Raw genomic sequence first — 19,554 nt, 5'->3', positions numbered from 1 at the left:
GGTTTTCTTACCAGACTTCTGCAAGTTCAAACCAATAATTGCAAATAGTTTGTAAGCCTTTATCATAATTTTCTAAATGGAAATGTTCATTTGGGGCGTGGAAATTTTCATCTGGTAATCCAAATCCCATTAACACAACAGGCAGATTTAAAATTTGGTCAAATGCTGCAACAATTGGAATAGATCCACCACCACGCGTATAGGAAGTTGGCACCTTATACACTGTTTCATAAGCTTTGCCAGCTGCTTGTATCGCTTTATGATCAAATGGCGTAACAAAAGGAGTACCTTTATCAAATAATTGAACTGTTACATCTACACCCTTTGGTTTATGAGCCTCAATATGTTTCTCTAATAATGCAACTATTTCTTCAGGATCCTGAGCAGGCACAAGTCTACAGGTAATTTTTGCACTAGCTTCTGAAGGGATAACGGTTTTTACGCCAGTTCCTTGAAAGCCACCTTTTATTCCATTGATTTCAAGAGTAGGACGCACCCAAAGCCTTTCTAAAGTAGAAAATCCTTCTTCACCGAATAGAGTAGGGGAGCCAGTTTGCTCGATGAAAGTGTCATCTGAAATTTGCAATGCTTTAAAGGCTTCCTTTTCATCTGGTGTTAAAGGTGTTACACGATCATAAAATCCTTCTACAGCAATTACTCCATTTTGATCGTGAAAGCTTGCTAATAGCCCGCTTATGGCAGCAATTGGATTTTGAATCGCTCCTCCAAATAATCCAGAATGAAGATCACTTCTTGGACCTTTAACATGAATTTCCATGCCACATAAACCACGAAGACCATAGCAAATGGTTGGTTTCCCTTGTTCTATCATCCCCGTATCGGAAATAACAATCACATCAGCACCTAATAACTCCTTGTTTTCTTCTACAAAGAGAGGAAGGGTAGGACTGCCAACTTCCTCTTCTCCTTCTATGCAAAATTTTATATTTACTGGAAGAGAACCATTTGTTTGAAGAATCCCTTCAATAGCTTTAATATGCATAAAAACCTGTCCCTTATCATCACTTGCACCTCTTGCATAGAGTTTCTCATCTCGTATTTCAGGTGAGAAAGGGGGAGTATCCCATAGTTCTAGTGGGTCGACTGGCTGTACATCATAGTGCCCATATACTAATACAGTAGGTTTTCCTTCTGCATGAAGCCAATCTGCATAAACAACTGGATTGCCTTTTGTTTGATAGATGGAAGCATTTTCTAAGCCTGCATTCGTAAGTGCCTGTACTAACCATTCAGCTGTTTTCTGTATATCTTCTTTATGCTCGGGGAGGGCACTGATACTTTCCAATGATAAGAAAGAAAATAATTCTTCCAAGTGGACATTTCGCTTCTCTTTTAAATAATCTTCAATCATTTTCATTTCTGTATTCCTCCAATTATTTCGATATGAAAAATAAATTCGTTATATAAAAAGAATATCCTCTTTTTTAGAAAATAAAATATATTGAAAAATCATAAATGATGATGTAAAATTACACCATTAGATGAAATTGTAAGAATTAAGGCTTGTTAAGAAGAAAGGATGCATGGAATGCAGAAGAATACGATTGCCATTTTTAATCGCATTTTGGAAATTTTATATACAAAGCAATACATATCAAACGAAAGTTATATGGACATAACTGCTGGCTTTGAACGGTATATAACAGATGAAGAGAAAAAGAAGGAGCTAGAAAAGGAAGGATTAGAAAAAAAACCTGTAAAAAAAGTAATTGTGAAAAAGCAGCCTGTAAAGGAAAAGAAAAAGTATACTGCTGAACAGCTCCGTGAACGAAATATAGGGGTGATGCTTTATTTAGGAGTAGCACTACTGCTAATAGGCGGGTTAGTCGTTGCGACTAGTAATTGGGACTCTATGCCAGGATGGATGAAAGCAGTATCGATCTTTTTTGTTTCGATTTTATTTTTTGGGGTTGGTTTATTATCGAAAAAAATTATCAAAATTGATCATACTGCATTTGCTTTCTTTCTCCTTGGGAGTCTTTTTTTGCCAATAGGATTTGTTTCCGTCAGCTTTTTTCAGCTAGCAGGGGACTATCTTTCTATGCATGGTGAAGGTCGATTTTTATTAGGGGTAATAGCTGGATTGGTATTATTCCCAATCTATACTGCTCTAGCTGTTTATTTAAAGTCTGGTCTATATAAAATCCTGACCATTGGGACAATAACTGGAACGCTTGCTTTTCTCTTTGCTTTCCTCCCGTTAGCTCAAGATGGATTCTTCTTTTTTATGATAATCTATCAATTTATATTGATATATGTTTTATTGAAGTGTCAGCATTTAAAATGGATACAATACTTTCAGAAGGAACTGACACCAATTGTTCAACTACAGTTAATTTTAACTGCATTATTTATGACATTTCTATTTGATAGCAGTATGATAAATGGTTTTTATTATTTAGTAATCAGCAGTCTTTTCATGATGACCGTTGCGTTAACGAAACGAAAGCATGATCATTTTTTTATTACCATTGCAATTGCGTTTGGTCTTTATCGAATTTTCACCAATCCAATTCTTCAAGACTTATTACCAGTAGCTTTTGCTTGCTTTAGTATTCTCCTTCTCTTTTTTGTGTTTATCTTAAAAGAGAAGCTGGAATGGGGAAAAGTTTGGGAGTTTACAAGCTTTGTCATTGCACTTGCCACTTTTTTCGTAACTATTGTATTTTATGGGGAACTTTTTCTCGAAGGCAGTATGTATTTAGTGTTTGCTTATCTCTTACTGGCCGTTGAATTTCTTCTTTTAACGAAAAAACTAACATATTCGTTTATTCGTTATTTGCCAGTTCTTTTTTTGAACCTAGCTTTATGGAATATAGCTGTATTGTTTTCGTTAATAAACGATGTTGATAGCTTATTCCTTGTAATCTATGGAATAAATATAGTGCTATTATTTCTGTTAGGCATATTTAATAAGTGGCATTATTTACAAGATATTAGAAAGGAATCTACCATCTATAATGTATCCTGGATGGTGTTAATAGCCTTTTTATCAACAGCAATTTTTATTGGAAAGTGGTATATTCCTGTCATGATAGGAGGAATAGCATTAAGTCTATATTTAGGAAGGCGCTTGATAAGAAATAAAACGCATAACCAACTCCTTTCCTATCTCATTCCGATTACTGTTTTTGGTGTTTATTTTACGACTGCAGAGACATTCAGCTTTATACAAGAACAAGGACTATCGTTATCGATTGCGATAGGAAGTATATTCACCGTCATAACTGGAAGTTTGTATGAAAGACTGGATAAGAACATGGGAAGGATTGGTTATTATATTGGTCAAATCTTGTACGGCTTTGGATTGCTTCTAATTCTTGAATATTTCACATTAAACAAATGGGTCACAACTGGAATGTATTTAGTAGCAATCCTTGTTTTTTACGATTTATATCGAAAAATAAAAAACAATCTTATCGCATGGCTAATTGGTATTGTTAGTTTGATTAGCTATTTAACCCTTGTTGGTTCTATTTGGAACAGTGATACATTTCTTTTTGAAACGCTTATGAAGTATGGATGGATTGGCCTGTTTATTATTGCGTTAGGGCTAAAACATACATCATTTAAGCTTCCATTCCTAACGATTTCCCATGTGTATATTATTGGAAGTATGGTCATTGATCGTTTATTTATAGGAAGTGATTCCTTCCTTCCGTTTATCTATTTGTTCATTGTTTATAGCATAAGTATCTATTTAGTTGCGAATAAATATGTGAAAATGGCTTTTCGATATGGTAGCTATCTATCTAGTTATCTCTTTCTAGCGACAATTATCTCATTTGATTTTGCAGGAGGAAATTCGTATCAACTTGCATTTATGGTACTGTCAATTGTTTTATTTGGTTTGTACTTTCTAACACAGAATAAGGTAGGGCTTCTTTACTTTTTTCTACCATTTAGTGTATTAGGGATTATTTCTTGGCTGTTTGCTTACCCATTTTCGACGGTCAGTTATTTTGTAATCCTACTATATATTATGATTGTGCTGCTTGTAATTCATTTGGAGAAACTGCATTTATTCTCCATTGGAGGAGTTGTCTTCCTGCTTATCAATAATGAAATATTGATGTATGCAAAGGAGTTTATCCCATTTGATCGTTATGTATTTACTTGTGTTTGGGGAGTAATGTTTTTGTTTATAAGTACGACAGTCTACTCGTCCATATTGAAGTGGAAGGAAGATGGGGAAAAATGGATTGATTTTTATCTAATTGGTAGTATCCTTTCTACAATATCGTTATTTGGAGTGGAAACAACCTTTAATTGGGATATTATAATACCAGGATTGTTCCTTTCTTTTCTAGCTTATTTGCAAATTAAACGAGTTAAAAAAGAAATCGAATGGATACCTAAACTTGTAAGCATATATTTGTTGCTCGTTCCGTATTATTCGTTTCTAATGATTATTACTATCAAAGAATATATTGTGACAGAGTTAGTTGTATTGCCTTGGATAATCATGGTAATTGCTACAAAGAAAATAATAAGTAAGCTAATGACATTACACTATATTGAATGGGGAGTGATCGTTATTGTAGCTCTTATATTAGCTATAGATGGATATATTTCCCATACTATCTATGATGCGATAATCTTAGGTGGTCTTGCTATTTTGTCCATTCTCTCTGGTTTTTACTTCCGGTATAAATCCTATTTCTTTGTTGGTATTGGTGTACTTGTTCTCAATGTTTTGTTACAAACAAGACCATATTGGGGGAATTTCCCATGGTGGGTGTATTTATTAATTGCTGGGTCCATTCTCATTGCGATTGCAAGTATTTACGAAATGCTAAAACAAGGGAAGCAGCCTTTAGCTATTACAAAGCTCCTTGATTGGAAAAATAGATTACTGCTATTTTTAAAAACATGGAAATAATATAATGGCCTGGACGGTTAAAAGTTCAGGCCTATTTGTTTACTAGAGCAATTGTATTTATTAATTCAGCGGTAACAATATATCTCTTCGGTGCATTTCCAATAAAGGCAAAAGGATAACATGTGGTTAAGGTAAGAATTGGTCTGGATTTAGGGGTTAGAATGGTTGAATCATTTGAATCTACAATGGAGAATTTTGTAACTTTATATTCATAATCATTTTCTCTTGTTTCGAGAATTAATGAATCATTCTTTTCTAAATCCTTAAGGAATCTGAAAAAAGTATCACGATGTCCAGACAGTACAATATTATTGTTTTCGCCAGGTAGAGCACTTTTTCGATAGTGACCCGCACCTTTTTCTAAAATTTTTGCACTTGTCCCTTCATAGATGGGAATAGACTTCTTCGTATTTGGGACAATGATTGCTCCAATTTTTTCACCTGGTTGTACCTGTCTTAAATTGGATAAGGCCATTTGTCTGCTGGGCTGAAAAACTGGTTGCTCTATAATGGCATTAATCTTCCAATAGCTAGAAAGAGAATAGAAAACCATTATCAATCCTATCGATAGGAAGAAAACTCCAATTTTATTGGGCTTATTCATAAGATGGTTTCCTAAAGGTTAATAACACGCCTATTAGTACAAGCATGTATCCAATACATAGGATGACAGGGAGCGGTGATGCTGTATTTGGAAGCTGTGCTGCATAGAGAGTAGCTAAACCTTTTGTTACTTCGGTCAATTCTACCATTTTATCTACTGCATCGACAGAGGAAACCATGTCTGGTGACACAATGGCATCTCCAATTAACGTATTGTTGGTATCATATAATTCAATTGCAACGGTTGTATCCATTTGTTTATTAAAAAGATCACTTAGTGCAAGCTCTTTTCTTTTCCCATTATCATCAATACTTATTAGTACAGGCTTCATAGCTGTTGTGGTAAAAAAATCTTGCCAAAAATGAGTTAACGCTGCATTTTCTTTATCACTAATCTCGCTTTCTTGGTCTATTTCTTGGAATCGATTTAAATTTTCTTTCCATTCCACGACTTTTGCTGCGAGTAAGGTAGGGCTTTGTTTATTTAAGTGCCCGTAAAATTGCTGTTTTTCTGTGTCGTCAAACCCGATATTCTCAAGAAACTCTTCTAATTGCAGCATTTTCTCTTCATGATTTTTATAAAAATCAATGGCAACCTCTAAATCTTCTAAAAACCAAAAATTCTCTACTGTTTCATGATAGCCTGCCAATAAGATATCTAATTCTTCTTTTGTCATCGAATTTTGAATAAGCAGTTCTTCCAGATTTGTAGGAGTGATAGGGGTGCCCAGCTGTTTTTCTAATAAATGTATATTATCAAAATCATTAACGTTTAATCCTTTAAATGTTAAATATTCTTCTAAATCATCTGTAGTCCAACCGAGTTTACTAGCTAAAGTCTCTATTTCTTTTTCACTTGGAGAAGCGAATGCAGGTGTTGCTTGCATGCATACTCCTAAGAAAAGAATAAGAGAAGGAAGAATTTTTTTCATTAAGACAAGTCACCTCCATAATTCTATTGGTAGTGTTTGTCATTTTATGAAAATAATACGTGAATAGGAAAATTTATTTTGGGAGGAAGTGGAGGATAGGGCTGATGAGCAGTGGGGGTATGATTGGAAAAAGTAATATATGTTTCAAAGCATGATAGAAGATGTATTGTCCGGTCGTCAGTGCCCAAAGCGAGAGCACAGCATTCTAAAGGCAACAGAAGGATAGCCTAAAACATCCAAAAATGGGAGCGTTAGAGTTAGAGGATAAAAGACAAAAACTTAACTCGATAATAATTAGGCTATCCATCCATTCCAATCATCTTTACGAATCCATTTTAATCGTTCTACCAGGGGTGAATTTTGCTACTTCATCTAACTTATTTTCTTTTGCTGAAATATGGCTTGGAGTAATTTTATAAATAGCTGTTTTACTCCCCAATGCCGAGACATATCTTTCTAAATGAGATTTAGCGAGCGGTTTCTCATAATATCCAGGTACATACTTATTTAGCATTGCCTGCATGACATCACGGCTTTCATTGATATTCTCAAGCAGTGTAACTTCTCCGAAGACTATAACACTCATATAGGCAGTATCTACTTTAGCTGGTATGGGATTGCTCATCACGCCTCTTGCTTCACTGACAGTAAAGCAAGCATGGTTATTTTTAAGGATAATCCGCGTTTTTCTGCCTTCACTGGCACCGTGAAAGTATAAACATTCATGGAACCAAACATAATTTAATGGAATAACATATGGAACATTTTCATCCACTAATCCAAGATGCCCTATATTTGTTTTATGTAAAAAATCATTAATTTTTTCCTTGTCTGTCACTTCCATCGTTGATTGTCGCATCGCATTCATTATTTATTCCATCCCTTCCTTGTATTGTTTCTATATTTTAAAATATAAATAGTCATTTCAATAGGAACAGTTTAAGATAATTTTATAGGTACAAATTTAAATAGCATCGAAAAATAGGGGGAAGAACGTGAATATTGCGATTCATTTGCATAAAGATAAGAAGGAGCCTGTATACATACAGTTGTATCACTATTTTAAACAGGAGATTTTGACAGGGAAAATAGAAGCTGGGACAAAGCTACCGTCGATTCGCTATTTAGCGAGTTTCTTGCATATTAGCAAAAATACAGTGATTGATGCATACCAACAATTATGGATGGAAGGATATGTGGAGAGCAAGGAGAAAAGTGGCTATACGGTTGTTGCATTACCTAGCTATGAATATACAGCACAGCAACAGAAAAAAGTAGTTGCAAAAAGTCCAGAGACGGGTACAAATGCTTGTATAGACTTTCATTATGGAGATATTGATGGGGTTAATTTCCCTCTAAACGGTTGGAAGAAGACGATTAAAGCCGTCATGGAGGACAATCAGACCCACTGGATGAAGTATGGCAATAAACAAGGAGAATTAGCATTAAGAGAAGAATTGGTTGGGTATTTATATAGATCTCGGGGCATTCAAACTACTGCTGACAATCTTGTCATTACGGCAGGGACAGAACATTTAATTCATCTAGTGCTATCTCTTATGGAAGATAAGTCCTTATTTATTGGGATGGAAGAGCCAGGATATGATGGAGTACGAAATGTATTTATGGAAAGGGGAATCCCGATTCAATCAATACCTGTTTTAGAAGAGGACGGGCATGACTTGTCGGCACTTCTAAACAGTGCATGTAACCTTACATATGTTACCCCTTCTCATCAATTTCCGATAGGGAAGATTATGCCTATTGGAAAACGTATAGAGCTATTAAAATGGGCAGAAAGAAGAGATGGCTATATTTTAGAAGATGATTATGACAGTGAGTTCCGTTTTCAAGGAGCGCCAATTCCAAGCATGAAAGCCATTGATCAACAGGATCGAGTCATTTATTTAGGGACATTTTCAAAGGCTTTTTTGCCATCTCTACGAATAAGCTATATGATTTTACCAGACGTGTTGCTTGAAAAATGGAAAGAAAAAAGGAGGCCTGATTCACAAGCAAGCTCTCCACTTTTACAGCAGGCATTGGCAAGCTTTATTCATAACGGAGATTTTGAACGCCATATTAAGCGAATGCGCAAGGTATATGAAAGAAAATATGTGTTCTTAGTCCAATGCATAAAGGAATATATGGGAGAGCAAGTGCAAGTAATTGGGGAGAAGGCTGGTTTACATTTACTTATCCGTATTCCAAATAAAGAAGATAGATTTCTTGAAGAAGCAGAAAGAATAGGGATTAAAATTTATACAACGGAATCTTATTATACAGAGAAAAAAGACAGATATCCTTTTTTACTAGGTTTTGGGGGATTGGAAGAAAAGGAAATAAAAGAAGGAATACAACGATTAGCACGTGCTTTATTTACATAAGGGAGGAATAGTTTTGGTTTCCGTAATAACGTTTATTATTGGGATAATAGTTGCTTTTTTTACTTTCTTTCTATTGGACAACTATTTTTCATTTCCTGTCACTCTGAATATATTAATTTGTTATATTATAGTCCTAATCATCATGTACTTAACAACATTGATTAGTGTTAACGCAACGAGAAATATAAATAAATTGGAAAAGCTATTTAAAAAAAATAGAAAGCATCCCTATTACAGCTTTGTTTATGCGATAAGCAATAAAGACGATAAAAGGGTGATTACGAGCTATCGGAAACTGATAAAACAGAAAAAGTATCAGTCTCAGTATGCTCTTTTCACGATTATATTTTCTCTTTATTTTGATAAGACGTTATATCTTGGGGAAGAGGTAGAGAAAATAAAGAAATCAGAACAAAAGCTGTACTATCGAACATTGATTTTTATTAAAGAAAATAAATTAGCAGAAGCTAATAAGTCGATGAAAGCGATAAAGAAAAAATGGATGAAAGAAGCACTATTAGCAGAAATTGCGTTAAAAAATGGGGAAGAGGACATTGCGAAAAGGCATGCTAAAAGTGCTTTAAAGCATACAAAAGGCATCCAATATTATACATTGTTAAAAACATATGAAAGGGAATTATCTTTATAGATTTTGAATTGGGACAGAAGATGATTGCAAATAGTTCTGTTGCTTTTCTTTCTGAATGAAAATTTCAAGAATTTGATTTGTGTATACAGCATGTATTGGATTTTGAGTTATAGCAATCGGAAAATCAATTGTTCTCCTCTTTTCCTCAGAAGAAATCGAATCTTGAAGGAATGCCTTAATAATTAGGAGATTTTTTTCAACTGAAATATGAATATCGCCTGCCCGGCAATTTGGTAAAAATGCTTCGACAATATACTCCTTCTCTGTTTCATATACATCAATGCGAAATTCTGCTTCATCTAATACGGAAGTAAGTGGATCAAGAAAATGATTTTTAAACCATTCATCCATTAAATGAATCCAGTTATCATCATTCATATTAAGTCCTCCTTAGTATATGTAGCATATTCTAAAGAGGGGGAAAGAGTGACGGAGAATCTACAAAGTATAGGGGAGAATACTCTCCCCTAAGAAAGACAAATAATTTTAATCCTCATTTTCAACATAAGGTTCATGCTCATATGCAGGCAAGTCACCAAATGTTGTCATAATGCCTTCTTCGTCTAAGCTTTGTTCATATCGTTTATGCTGCTCATTCGGATAGACAGTTATATTTTTCCCTTCTATATCTACACCGATGAAATTTTCGTAATCTTCCACATAGCCAATATTCTCATTGCTCTCTGTGTATACGTCATTATAATGATCAAAGTCTGGATGGGCAAAATCAGATGGCGTCTCGGATGTTCCCCAGCTAGAAACCTCCTGCCAAGAATCCTCTGCATCAAATACGACAGATTCATCTTTATTATCCATATCAAACTTGCCGAAAGGAGGCATTAAAATTTCTTCTTCCACAGGTCGCTTTTCAGAAATTTTCTGATCAGGAGAATGTTCCCTACAATAAAGTGTAGTAGGAATAACCTCCAATCTTTCAATCGGTATATCTTGAGAACAGGTTGCGCATTTTCCGTATGTTCCTTCGTCTATTGCTTTTAAAGCATTTAAAACTCCCATATATTCATGATGATAATGTTCAGCAAGGGCGATATCCTTCTCACGCTCATAAAGCTCTGTTCCTTCATCACCTGGATGATTATCATAACTTGATAACTCTCCAACAGATTCATGGTAATGCCCATCTTTCAATCCTAAATTATCATTTTGATCAAATCTTACTTCTAAATCTCTTTTCTGTTCATCTAATACTTTTTGAAAATGGGACATTTGTTGTTTATTTAGCATAAGAACCTAATCCTTTCAAGAAGTCATTTGCTTTATTAGTATGAGCAAAAGAAACAAGAACATTAAAGGGAAAATGTACATAATTTTATTTTCTCTTTTACTGAAATAGAGAGGATTTATTATAAAGGGAATTAATTGTTAAATATTGTTAGTGAGATGACAACGAAAGAAGGAGAAAATAGCTAAGTAATTCTTATTAAGACAGGAGGTAATTGGTCATGGAAAGCAAAAGCTTGACTCCACATGAATCATTGGATTTACATGAAGTTATCAATTTTAAAACACTATGCATAGCAAAATCAAAGTTAATGCAAGGTCTTGTTTTTGACCAAGACTTAAAAAATTTAATGAAAAAAGATGTTGAACAGTCTATTCTGGCACTGTCAGAACTACAAGAAATGTATAAGAATGGCCCATTTGAAACGGTAATCCCAGAAATGCGTCCAACACCAATTTTAGATGGAGAGGAAGGTATAAAAGTTGAACAATGACTATCTTGATCCCATTAATGCATTAAATATGCCAGAGCTTGCTGATACAACCTTAGCAACCGATTTTCTTATTCGCGCTAAAGAAGGAGTAAGAAATTTAGCAGTAGCACTAACTGAAACAGCATCACCTGATTTAAGAATTCTCTTGCGCAAACAGCTTAAGCAGGCAATTCAAATGCATCAAGAAATTACCGAATTGATGTTGGAAAAAAAGTGGTTTCATCCCCATGATTTAAGTGAGCAATATCAATTGGACCAGCTTTCTGCAAAGAATACAATAATGATTGGAAATATGAACTTATTTACTGGTGAAACAAATCGCAAAGGAATGTTTGATCGGACACCTGATGCGCATTAAACTTGGAGGGTATATGGAATGAAAGCAGTAACATATCAAGGAATTAAAAATGTGGAAGTGAAAGAAGTAGAGGATCCGAAGATTTTAAAGGCAGATGACATGATTATAAAGGTAACGAGCACTGCTATTTGTGGATCTGATTTGCATTTAATTCATGGAATGATTCCAAATTTAGAGGAAAACTATATAATTGGCCATGAACCGATGGGAATTGTGGAAGAAATTGGACCCGGTGTAACGAAACTAAAAAAAGGGGATCGAGTCATTATTCCTTTTAATATTGCTTGTGGAGAATGCCAGTATTGTAAAAATAATTTGGAGAGTCAATGTGATAATTCCAATGATCATGGAGATATGGGTGCCTATTTTGGCTATTCAGGAAATACAGGTGGCTATCCAGGCGGCCAAGCAGAGTATCTACGGGTGCCTTTTGCTAATTTTACCCATTTTAAAATTCCAGAAACTTGTGAGGAGCCCGATGAAAAGCTAAGTGTAATTTCCGATGCAATGACAACAGGTTTTTGGAGTGTTGATAATGCAGGTGTTAAGGAAGGTGATACGGTCATTGTATTTGGTTGTGGACCTGTTGGGCTTTTTTCACAAAAGTTTGCTTGGCTAAAAGGAGCAAAGCGTGTGATAGCTGTAGATTACATTGATTATCGGCTTCAACATGCTAAACGGACGAATAAGGTAGAAATAGTTAATTTTGAACAGCATGAAAACGTAGGAAACTATTTAAAGGAAATCACAAAAGGTGGAGCAGATGTTGTAATAGATGCGGTTGGAATGGATGGGAAGATGAATGACCTAGAATTTCTAGCAAGTGGCATGAAGCTACAAGGCGGAACAATGAGTGCCCTAGTCATGGCAGCCCAAGCAGTTCGCAAATGTGGAACCATTCAACTAACAGGGGTTTATGGTGGTAGATATAATGGTTTTCCATTAGGGGATATTATGCAGCGCAATGTTAATATTCGTTCTGGACAAGCACCGGTTATTCATTATATGCCATATATGTTTGAATTAGTCTCTAGTGGCAAAATTGATCCAAGTGATGTAGTTAGCCACGTTATACCTCTTAGTGAAGCAAAGCACGGCTATGAAATTTTTGATACGAAAACAGACAATTGTATAAAAGTTGTTCTCAAACCATAAGGAAAGAAGGGAATAAAATGAACTATTGTTTACATGAGGTGCTAGAGGTTCAAGAATTAGCTACTTTTAAAACGATTTGTTTGACAAAATCCAAAACAATGCGTGCGTTAGTATCAGACCCTCTGCTAAAAGATATGATGATGGAGGATGTAGACCTTTCAACTAGACAGCTACAAGAATTTTCCTCTATCTTATCAAAAGCGAAAGAGATGGAAGGCTTAGGAGTGAAAATGCAATGAATTCTATTATTGAATATTTGACAGGCATGGATGCTTTAACCGATCAAATTATTGCGACTGATTTATTAATTTCAGTAAAAAGCGGAATCAGAAATTATTCTATGGCAATAACGGAAACTGTTCATCCTGAAATAAAAGAGATACTCGGACGTCATTTAGATGAAGCACTTGATATGCATGAAAGATTATCAAGTTATATGGCTGAAAAAGGCTGGTATCACGCTTTTGAGCCAAAGGAACAAATCAATCTTAATTTGCAAAATATTGATACAGCCTTAAATTTGCCTATATTGTAATGAAAAAATAGGAGAAGTTCGTGGAGACGAGATTACATGAATTATTCACAATGACAGCTTACTGAAGGCATGAATCATTTCATAACTAAAAAAACAATTGGCTTGTGTTACCATACAAGTTTGAAAAAATACTATTGAAAGCATTGGCTAAGATTTATTCAGTATAAAAGATAACGGAGACCGGTTTCCTCTTGAAATCGGTCTCACTATCTTAGCAAAGCTTTGAACAATATTTATCAAGTGAAGAATAGGATATTCACTTTTGATATATGGACTATTTTGGATTATTCTCCGTTTCTTTTTTTGAATCCTTGTACAAAGTGTATGCTTCCCTACTGATAAGTATATTATCTTCTTGTATTTTTGAAGCTGTATTGGAACTACTACTTCCTTCTGATTTCTGATTCTGCAGTGCTTGAATCTGTTCTTCTATTTCAGAAATTTGCTTTTTAAGCTGTTCAATCTGTTTTTCTCTTTCTTCTTCTTGAATGCTTTCATTTTGCTCAATTTGAGTTTGCTGTGATTGTAATTGTTGCTTTTGGGCTTCTAATGTTTTAATTTGATTGGTCACATCAGAGGAACGGGTGCTTGTGCTAGTAATTCCTGTGCTGGTATTTGAAATAGATTGTATCATGCTTTCTCTTTCCCTTCCTATTTAATAATAATTAATTATAAGAAAGATTTCTTTATTTTTTCTTAAGATTTTATAGCAAAACTTTAAAATAACGGCATGATAGATAGGTTTATAACTAAAAAAGAGTCATTTCACCAAAGTATAAAATGACGTATCTAGGACAAATTACAGAAGAATAGATAAATAATTTTAATGGGAGGAAATACTATGTCAGTTGAAGAGTATTGGAGTAAAATTAACCACGCAAGCGCGAAAGTATCCTCTTTAATTAGTTCCTATTGGCATGAGCATTCTGATTGGACTAGCTGGCAATTTTGGATTATTCTAACCTGTTTAATTCTCCCACTTATTGTTCTTTTAATAAAACTGGATAAAGGGAAAGCACTTCAAATTCTATTCTTTGGATACACTGTACATATGCTATGGACTTATACAGAAATAATTTTGATCAGATTGGGGCTTATGGATCATCATTATTTTCTTCTTCCGTTCTTACCACAAGCCATTGGAATAACATCTTCCTTTCTTCCCGTTTCTTTTATGCTGTTATATCAGTATTTTATATAACAGGATAAGAATTTTCTATTATGGTCCATTGTATTGGCAGCTGTAATTGCCTTCCTATTTGTTCCAATTGAAAAGCAAATTGGTTTTATTGCCCTTGTAAAAGGACTAAATAATTTTCATATTTTTTTAATAGATGTTATTATTTCAATGCTTGCTTATGGATTGACAAAATTCTTTGTTGCTTTTTATCAGATGTAAAAAGAGCCCAACTCAACTTTGAGAAGGCTCTTTTTACCACATATATGATCATGTAAATGTGTGACAAGTATAATATATTAAAAATAAATTAGTGTGGCTTACATATCATGGTGGTTGTTATGCTTTTGTCTTGAATGGTTACGATTTTTAACCTTTTTGCTACCGCTAAGTGGCTCGGGCTGTCCTGATTGATTCCCTTTAGGCGCGTTTCTTCTCATATCTTTGCTATCATTTTTGTTCATTTGTATTCTCTCCTTTCGTTTTTTCATGAAGAGGTTTTGCTTCACTACCTTTATAGAATGGTTTTTCAAGCCGACATTTATACCGCATATTTTTATGATTCTCTGCACAACTTATTGGTAAGCAACATGAATATATAAAGCAGGAGGATATGAACATGCCTTATCATAGTAATAAACAAGAAGCTTTTCAAGATGCCCAACGAAATTTGTATGAAACGCAGAATCTTTATCAGGATATAGTAAAAGACTCAGCTAATTATGGACATCAGCTTAAGCATTTAAAACAAGAAATAAATGAAACATATCAACAAATTGAAAATGCTTTGGAAGTAGCTTCTGAGCATCAAAAGGAGCAATTAGAAAGCTTTCAAAAAGATTTAAAAAGTATTGTTGACGAAGTAAACGAAATCTAAAATAGGAGACCATCTGAAAAGCCAGTCTTTTTCGATGGTCTATTTTTTCAGCAAGAAAATGAAAGTCAATAAGAAAAACTTATCGTATTTGATAACTTACTTGTTATTTACTTATCATGCTCCTTGTATTAAAATTATAGATGGTAAATAGATAATAGAGTGATCAAATTGTTCGACTATTTTTCTATTTTTGGTATATGATTACAATGAGGGGGTAATACATATGGCAAAGGATTTTTATAATGCCCGCCAATCATTTGAAGTAGGTGGGAAGCGCTATCATTACTATCAATTAGCAGCTTTGGAAAAGAAGGGAATCGGTAAAGTATCGAAATTGCCTTATTCTATCAAGGTGTTACTAGAATCAGTTTTACGACAAATGGACGATTTTGTTATTAAACAAGAGCATGTAGAAAATCTTGCAAAATGGGGAACGGATGAGGTAAAGGAAATTGATGTTCCATTTAAACCTTCGAGGGTAATCCTCCAAGACTTTACAGGCGTTCCTGCAGTTGTTGACCTTGCTTCTCTACGAAAAGCAATGGCTGACTTAGGCGGAGATCCTAGTAAAATTAATCCTGAGAAACCAGTAGACCTAGTTATCGACCACAGTGTCCAGGTAGATAAATACGGAACTCCAGATGCATTAAAAGCAAATATGGAATTAGAATTCGAAAGAAATGCAGAAAGATATCAATTCTTAAGCTGGGCGCAAAAGGCATTTGATAATTATCGTGCCGTACCGCCAGCAACCGGTATCGTTCACCAAGTAAATTTAGAATATTTAGCAAATGTAGTACATGTTAATGAAACGCCAGAGGGCGAATACGAAACATTCCCAGATACATTAGTTGGTACTGATTCTCATACAACAATGATTAACGGTATCGGTGTGCTTGGCTGGGGTGTTGGTGGAATTGAAGCAGAAGCAGGTATGTTGGGACAACCTTCTTATTTTCCAGTACCAGAAGTAGTAGGGGTAAAACTTGTTGGTGAAATGCCAAACGGTTCTACTGCAACAGACCTAGCCTTAAAAGTAACACAAGTACTTCGTTCAAAAGGTGTAGTCGGAAAGTTTGTTGAATTCTATGGACCTGGTGTCCCGCAATTACCACTTGCAGACCGTGCAACCATTGCGAATATGGCACCAGAATATGGAGCAACTTGTGGATTCTTCCCAGTCGATAAGGAATCTTTATCCTACATGCGCTTAACTGGGCGTTCCGAAGAGCAAATCAATGTTGTTGAGGCTTACTGTAAAGAAAACGGTTTATTCTTCGATCCGAATTTAGAACCGGTATATACAGATGTTGTAGAGATAAACCTAGCAGAAATTGAGCCAAATCTTTCTGGTCCAAAAAGACCGCAAGATTTAATTCCACTTTCTAAATTGAAAGAGGTATTTAATGCGTCTGTAACAGCACCAGAAGGAAACCAAGGTTTTGGCTTAAAAGCAGACGAATTTGATAAAGAAGTAGTAGTTGATTTTGCAAATGGAGATTCCACTACAATGAAGACTGGCTCTGTTGCAATTGCGGCGATTACAAGCTGTACAAATACATCCAATCCATATGTATTAGTTGGTGCAGGATTAGTTGCGAAAAAAGCAGTAGAAAAAGGTATGGAAGTACCTAAGTTTGTGAAAACATCTTTAGCACCAGGTTCTAAAGTAGTTACTGGTTATTTAAGAGATTCTGGACTACTACCATATTTAGAGCAAATTGGATTCAACCTTGTAGGTTATGGATGTACGACATGTATCGGTAACTCAGGTCCGCTTAAAGAAGAAATTGAGAAAGCTATTTCAGATTCCGATTTACTTGTAACAAGTGTATTATCTGGTAACCGTAACTTTGAAGGCCGCATTCATCCGCTAGTAAAAGCAAACTATTTAGCTTCACCACCATTGGTTGTTGCTTATGCACTTGCTGGAACAGTGGATATTGACCTACAAAAAGAACCTATTGGAAAAGATAAAGATGGTAACGATGTATTCTTTAAGGATATTTGGCCATCTACAGAAGAAGTAAACGAACTAGTTCATCGAACAGTTACGCCTGATCTATTTAATAAAGAATATGACAGAGTATTTGATGATAATGAGCGTTGGAACGAAATTCAAACAAGCAGTGATTCGTTATATAGTTTTGATGATACTTCTACTTATATTCAAAACCCACCGTTCTTTGAAGGATTAAAGCCTGATCCTGAACAAGTATTACCATTAAAAAGCTTGCGAGTTGTAGGGAAGTTCGGCGATTCGGTAACGACTGACCATATCTCTCCTGCAGGTGCAATCGGAGTAAATACTCCAGCTGGTAAATACTTAAAAGATAATGGTGTAGCGCCACGTGATTTCAACTCATACGGTTCTCGTCGTGGTAACCATGAAGTTATGATGAGAGGAACATTTGCGAATATACGTATTCGTAACCAAATTGCACCAGGAACAGAAGGTGGATTCACAACGCACTGGCCAACAGGTGAAGTAACCTCCATTTATGATGCATGTATGAAGTACAAAGAAGAAGGAACTGGCTTAATGGTTATTGCAGGAAAAGATTACGGAATGGGTTCATCTCGTGACTGGGCTGCAAAAGGAACAAACCTATTAGGTATTAAAACAGTTATCGCAGAAAGCTTTGAGAGAATTCACCGTTCTAACTTAGTGTTAATGGGAGTACTTCCATTACAATTTAAAGAGGGCGAGAATGCTGAAAGCTTAGGTTTAACGGGAAAAGAAACATTTAACGTATATGTAGACGAAACGGTTAAACCACGTGATTTCTTAGAAGTAACAGCTACTACAGAAGATGGAAAGAAGATTACATTCGAAGCGTTAGTGCGTTTTGACTCTGAAGTAGAAATTGATTACTATCGCCATGGTGGTATTTTGCCAATGGTATTACGTGAGAAATTAAAAAACTAATAGATTAAGAGAAGCTCTCTCTATGGAAGGTTGACAAGTTTTTTCTAGCTTTTTGGGTAAGTTAATGCTCAATAGTTAGACAAAATGTCTCATTCTAGAGAGAGTTTTTTTCATTAGGAATTATTATCTTAGTAGGATTTTTATTGATTCATTCTATTGACTTAATAGTTCCTCTACATACCTTAGCGTAATTTTTTATAATATTAGTATATATTTACAATCGTAAATGAAGGAGAATACTATTTCATGAAAATAATTCCCATTTCTTATCATCAAAATGGATTACGTTATACGATAAGATGTGCAGAAGAAAAAGACGCAGATCAACTTTCGCAAATAAGGCTAAAAATAGATGGAGAAACATCTTTCTTTGATCGAAATCCTGGTGAAGGGATGCTAACTCCAAATGATTTTAAACAATTGATTCATACAGATTTACAAGGATTCAATCGATTGTTTTTACTAGCTGAAACAGAAACAGGTCAAATTATTGCTTTTTCACGATGCGAAGGCTCTAGCTTGAAACGTCTTATGCATAAAGTAGAATTTGGCATTGGAGTATTAAAGGACTATTGGGGCTATAAAGTTGGACCGAAATTATTACAAGCATCCTTAACATGGGCAACGGAAAATAAACTGGCGAAAATGACACTATCTGTAATCGAAACGAATGAGAAAGCAATAAAATTATATAAACGATTTGGATTTGAAGTAGAAGGAATATTAAAAAAGGATAAACTACTTGAAGACGGAGAATACTATTCTACCATTATAATGTCACGGTTCTTGTCTGAGTAAACAAAGGAAGCGATTTATTAGTAAATGGAGGGAAATTTTGTTACTATGTAAATGTTAGATAATATAAGGAGTGATGTAAATGCCATTAACTTTTGGTCAACTAGTCGAAGAAGCAAGAAAGAATGTACCTGGAATTTCATCTGTAGAAGCAAAAAAGAAAATGGAGGAAAACCCAAACACTTACATAATTGATGTGCAAGATGCAGCAGATGCAGGAGCATGTGGCTTAATTCCAAGCTCTGTTAATATCTCTTTAGGAATGCTTCCAATTCGTGCTGATTTGGAATTGCCGGAAGAATTAAGAGATCCAGAATTAGCTGATCGTAATCGTCCAGTTCTTGTTACATGCGGTCTTGGTGGACAAGCATCACTTGGTGCATATTTATTAAAACAAATGGGATTTACTGATGTTGCTTTTATCGAAGGCGGAACAACTGCATGGAAAAAAGAAGGGTTTGAAACAGTATAAGTGAATGAGCAAGTAAAAAAACTGCCGAGATTAAATTCGGCAGTTT

22 protein-coding genes are annotated in these 19,554 nt (G+C 34.9%); 14 read left to right on the top strand and 8 right to left on the bottom strand.

All coding sequences use genetic code 11. The features are described 5' to 3' along the window. Window positions 1-7: 7 nt before the first annotated feature. Window positions 8-1,378, bottom strand: a complete 1,371-nt coding sequence (locus ACTQ5K_RS02555; protein ID WP_441993540.1) for a dipeptidase — start codon at window positions 1,376-1,378, stop codon at window positions 8-10. 171 nt (window positions 1,379-1,549) lie between these two features. Between ACTQ5K_RS02555 and ACTQ5K_RS02550 the strand changes: the two genes are divergently transcribed. Then, window positions 1,550-4,903, top strand: coding sequence for a hypothetical protein (locus tag ACTQ5K_RS02550; RefSeq protein WP_441993538.1), 3,354 nt, complete (start codon window positions 1,550-1,552; stop codon window positions 4,901-4,903). 31 nt (window positions 4,904-4,934) lie between these two features. Here the strand turns inward: ACTQ5K_RS02550 and ACTQ5K_RS02545 are convergent, their stop codons facing one another. The 3 genes from ACTQ5K_RS02545 to ACTQ5K_RS02535 form a co-directional block, all read right to left on the bottom strand. Continuing rightward, a complete protein-coding gene (locus ACTQ5K_RS02545) occupies window positions 4,935-5,507 on the bottom strand; it encodes a class D sortase (RefSeq protein ID WP_031537617.1) in 573 nt (190 codons plus the stop codon). Next, the gene (locus tag ACTQ5K_RS02540; RefSeq protein WP_441993535.1) at window positions 5,500-6,438 is read right to left on the bottom strand and encodes a processed acidic surface protein; all 939 of its coding nucleotides are present in this window, start codon (window positions 6,436-6,438) and stop codon (window positions 5,500-5,502) included. The genes ACTQ5K_RS02545 and ACTQ5K_RS02540 overlap by 8 nt, the downstream gene beginning before the upstream one ends. 322 nt (window positions 6,439-6,760) lie before the next feature. Further along, window positions 6,761-7,306 carry a pyridoxamine 5'-phosphate oxidase family protein gene (locus ACTQ5K_RS02535; protein WP_031537619.1) on the bottom strand — a complete coding sequence of 182 codons (546 nt, stop codon included), beginning with the start codon at window positions 7,304-7,306 and terminating at the stop codon, window positions 6,761-6,763. A 127-nt stretch (window positions 7,307-7,433) separates the two neighbouring features. Here ACTQ5K_RS02535 and pdxR point away from each other — a divergent pair, with 127 nt between their 5' ends. After that, window positions 7,434-8,825: a MocR-like pyridoxine biosynthesis transcription factor PdxR gene (pdxR, locus tag ACTQ5K_RS02530; RefSeq protein ID WP_235249393.1), complete on the top strand. Its 1,392-nt coding sequence runs from the start codon at window positions 7,434-7,436 to the stop codon at window positions 8,823-8,825. 13 nt (window positions 8,826-8,838) lie between these two features. Further along, entirely contained in the window at window positions 8,839-9,474 is a 636-nt protein-coding gene (locus tag ACTQ5K_RS02525; RefSeq protein WP_031537623.1) for a hypothetical protein, read from the top strand. Here ACTQ5K_RS02525 and ACTQ5K_RS02520 read toward each other — a convergent pair. Further along, a complete protein-coding gene (locus ACTQ5K_RS02520) occupies window positions 9,469-9,852 on the bottom strand; it encodes an Hsp20/alpha crystallin family protein (RefSeq protein ID WP_048717490.1) in 384 nt (127 codons plus the stop codon). The genes ACTQ5K_RS02525 and ACTQ5K_RS02520 overlap by 6 nt on opposite strands. A 108-nt stretch (window positions 9,853-9,960) precedes the next feature. Continuing rightward, window positions 9,961-10,719 (bottom strand): TraR/DksA C4-type zinc finger protein, encoded by a 759-nt coding sequence (locus ACTQ5K_RS02515; RefSeq protein ID WP_031537626.1) that lies wholly within the window; start codon window positions 10,717-10,719, stop codon window positions 9,961-9,963. Between the two features lie 218 nt (window positions 10,720-10,937). Between ACTQ5K_RS02515 and ACTQ5K_RS02510 the strand changes: the two genes are divergently transcribed. From ACTQ5K_RS02510 to ACTQ5K_RS02490, 5 genes are read left to right on the top strand one after another with little or no spacing between them, the layout of a single operon-like run. Next, a complete protein-coding gene (locus ACTQ5K_RS02510) occupies window positions 10,938-11,210 on the top strand; it encodes a hypothetical protein (protein ID WP_031537628.1) in 273 nt (90 codons plus the stop codon). Continuing rightward, window positions 11,200-11,568: a spore coat protein gene (locus tag ACTQ5K_RS02505; protein WP_031537631.1), complete on the top strand. Its 369-nt coding sequence runs from the start codon at window positions 11,200-11,202 to the stop codon at window positions 11,566-11,568. Before ACTQ5K_RS02510 ends, ACTQ5K_RS02505 begins: the two co-directional genes overlap by 11 nt. A gap of 18 nt (window positions 11,569-11,586) precedes the next feature. Beyond that, window positions 11,587-12,723 carry a zinc-dependent alcohol dehydrogenase gene (locus ACTQ5K_RS02500; RefSeq protein WP_031537634.1) on the top strand — a complete coding sequence of 379 codons (1,137 nt, stop codon included), beginning with the start codon at window positions 11,587-11,589 and terminating at the stop codon, window positions 12,721-12,723. Between the two features lie 17 nt (window positions 12,724-12,740). Then, complete coding sequence (locus ACTQ5K_RS02495; protein ID WP_031537636.1) at window positions 12,741-12,962, top strand: hypothetical protein; 222 nt, start codon at window positions 12,741-12,743, stop codon at window positions 12,960-12,962. Continuing rightward, window positions 12,959-13,258, top strand: a complete 300-nt coding sequence (locus ACTQ5K_RS02490; protein ID WP_031537637.1) for a spore coat protein — start codon at window positions 12,959-12,961, stop codon at window positions 13,256-13,258. The genes ACTQ5K_RS02495 and ACTQ5K_RS02490 overlap by 4 nt, the downstream gene beginning before the upstream one ends. Before the next feature lie 274 nt (window positions 13,259-13,532). Here ACTQ5K_RS02490 and ACTQ5K_RS02485 read toward each other — a convergent pair whose 3' ends face one another. Beyond that, window positions 13,533-13,892 carry a FlxA-like family protein gene (locus ACTQ5K_RS02485; RefSeq protein ID WP_031537638.1) on the bottom strand — a complete coding sequence of 120 codons (360 nt, stop codon included), beginning with the start codon at window positions 13,890-13,892 and terminating at the stop codon, window positions 13,533-13,535. Between the two features lie 207 nt (window positions 13,893-14,099). Here ACTQ5K_RS02485 and ACTQ5K_RS02480 point away from each other — a divergent pair, with 207 nt between their 5' ends. Beyond that, a complete protein-coding gene (locus tag ACTQ5K_RS02480) occupies window positions 14,100-14,459 on the top strand; it encodes a hypothetical protein (protein ID WP_441993530.1) in 360 nt (119 codons plus the stop codon). Between the two features lie 33 nt (window positions 14,460-14,492). Beyond that, a complete protein-coding gene (locus ACTQ5K_RS02475; protein ID WP_441993528.1) occupies window positions 14,493-14,657 on the top strand; it encodes a hypothetical protein in 165 nt (54 codons plus the stop codon). A gap of 98 nt (window positions 14,658-14,755) precedes the next feature. Here ACTQ5K_RS02475 and ACTQ5K_RS02470 read toward each other — a convergent pair whose 3' ends face one another. Continuing rightward, complete coding sequence (locus ACTQ5K_RS02470) at window positions 14,756-14,899, bottom strand: small acid-soluble spore protein P (RefSeq protein WP_031537641.1); 144 nt, start codon at window positions 14,897-14,899, stop codon at window positions 14,756-14,758. A gap of 155 nt (window positions 14,900-15,054) precedes the next feature. On the opposite strand from ACTQ5K_RS02470, the gene ACTQ5K_RS02465 reads away from it, so the two are divergent. The 4 genes from ACTQ5K_RS02465 to ACTQ5K_RS02450 all read left to right on the top strand — a co-directional run bounded on the left by ACTQ5K_RS02465 (window position 15,055) and on the right by ACTQ5K_RS02450 (window position 19,508). After that, complete coding sequence (locus ACTQ5K_RS02465; RefSeq protein ID WP_031537642.1) at window positions 15,055-15,312, top strand: hypothetical protein; 258 nt, start codon at window positions 15,055-15,057, stop codon at window positions 15,310-15,312. 223 nt (window positions 15,313-15,535) lie between these two features. Next, entirely contained in the window at window positions 15,536-18,241 is a 2,706-nt protein-coding gene (gene acnA / locus ACTQ5K_RS02460) for an aconitate hydratase AcnA (protein WP_031537643.1), read from the top strand. Window positions 18,242-18,487: 246 nt separating this feature from the next. Then, a complete protein-coding gene (locus tag ACTQ5K_RS02455) occupies window positions 18,488-19,039 on the top strand; it encodes a GNAT family N-acetyltransferase (RefSeq protein ID WP_441993525.1) in 552 nt (183 codons plus the stop codon). Window positions 19,040-19,118: 79 nt separating this feature from the next. Continuing rightward, entirely contained in the window at window positions 19,119-19,508 is a 390-nt protein-coding gene (locus ACTQ5K_RS02450; RefSeq protein ID WP_031537644.1) for a rhodanese-like domain-containing protein, read from the top strand. Window positions 19,509-19,554: the final 46 nt, after the last annotated feature.

Origin of the sequence: Niallia sp. Sow4_A1, assembly GCF_052116745.1 — a bacterium.
GTDB classification, from domain to species: Bacteria; Bacillota; Bacilli; order Bacillales; family Cytobacillaceae; genus Niallia; species Niallia hominis.
This window is presented reverse-complemented; position numbering and strand designations above follow the sequence as displayed.

Bases quoted from the DNA above. Each gene is read 5' to 3' on its own strand.
- ACTQ5K_RS02555 (WP_441993540.1), bottom strand. From the start codon at position 1,378: ATGAAAATGATTGAAGATTATTTAAAAGAGAAGCGAAATGTCCACTTG.
- ACTQ5K_RS02550 (WP_441993538.1), top strand. From the start codon at position 1,550: ATGCAGAAGAATACGATTGCCATTTTTAATCGCATTTTGGAAATTTTA.
- ACTQ5K_RS02545 (WP_031537617.1), bottom strand. From the start codon at position 5,507: ATGAATAAGCCCAATAAAATTGGAGTTTTCTTCCTATCGATAGGATTG.
- ACTQ5K_RS02540 (WP_441993535.1), bottom strand. From the start codon at position 6,438: ATGAAAAAAATTCTTCCTTCTCTTATTCTTTTCTTAGGAGTATGCATG.
- ACTQ5K_RS02535 (WP_031537619.1), bottom strand. From the start codon at position 7,306: ATGAATGCGATGCGACAATCAACGATGGAAGTGACAGACAAGGAAAAA.
- ACTQ5K_RS02520 (WP_048717490.1), bottom strand. From the start codon at position 9,852: ATGAATGATGATAACTGGATTCATTTAATGGATGAATGGTTTAAAAAT.
- ACTQ5K_RS02515 (WP_031537626.1), bottom strand. From the start codon at position 10,719: ATGCTAAATAAACAACAAATGTCCCATTTTCAAAAAGTATTAGATGAA.
- ACTQ5K_RS02510 (WP_031537628.1), top strand. From the start codon at position 10,938: ATGGAAAGCAAAAGCTTGACTCCACATGAATCATTGGATTTACATGAA.
- ACTQ5K_RS02500 (WP_031537634.1), top strand. From the start codon at position 11,587: ATGAAAGCAGTAACATATCAAGGAATTAAAAATGTGGAAGTGAAAGAA.
- ACTQ5K_RS02495 (WP_031537636.1), top strand. From the start codon at position 12,741: ATGAACTATTGTTTACATGAGGTGCTAGAGGTTCAAGAATTAGCTACT.
- ACTQ5K_RS02490 (WP_031537637.1), top strand. From the start codon at position 12,959: ATGAATTCTATTATTGAATATTTGACAGGCATGGATGCTTTAACCGAT.
- ACTQ5K_RS02485 (WP_031537638.1), bottom strand. From the start codon at position 13,892: ATGATACAATCTATTTCAAATACCAGCACAGGAATTACTAGCACAAGC.
- ACTQ5K_RS02480 (WP_441993530.1), top strand. From the start codon at position 14,100: ATGTCAGTTGAAGAGTATTGGAGTAAAATTAACCACGCAAGCGCGAAA.
- ACTQ5K_RS02470 (WP_031537641.1), bottom strand. From the start codon at position 14,899: ATGAACAAAAATGATAGCAAAGATATGAGAAGAAACGCGCCTAAAGGG.
- ACTQ5K_RS02465 (WP_031537642.1), top strand. From the start codon at position 15,055: ATGCCTTATCATAGTAATAAACAAGAAGCTTTTCAAGATGCCCAACGA.
- acnA (WP_031537643.1), top strand. From the start codon at position 15,536: ATGGCAAAGGATTTTTATAATGCCCGCCAATCATTTGAAGTAGGTGGG.
- ACTQ5K_RS02455 (WP_441993525.1), top strand. From the start codon at position 18,488: ATGAAAATAATTCCCATTTCTTATCATCAAAATGGATTACGTTATACG.
- ACTQ5K_RS02450 (WP_031537644.1), top strand. From the start codon at position 19,119: ATGCCATTAACTTTTGGTCAACTAGTCGAAGAAGCAAGAAAGAATGTA.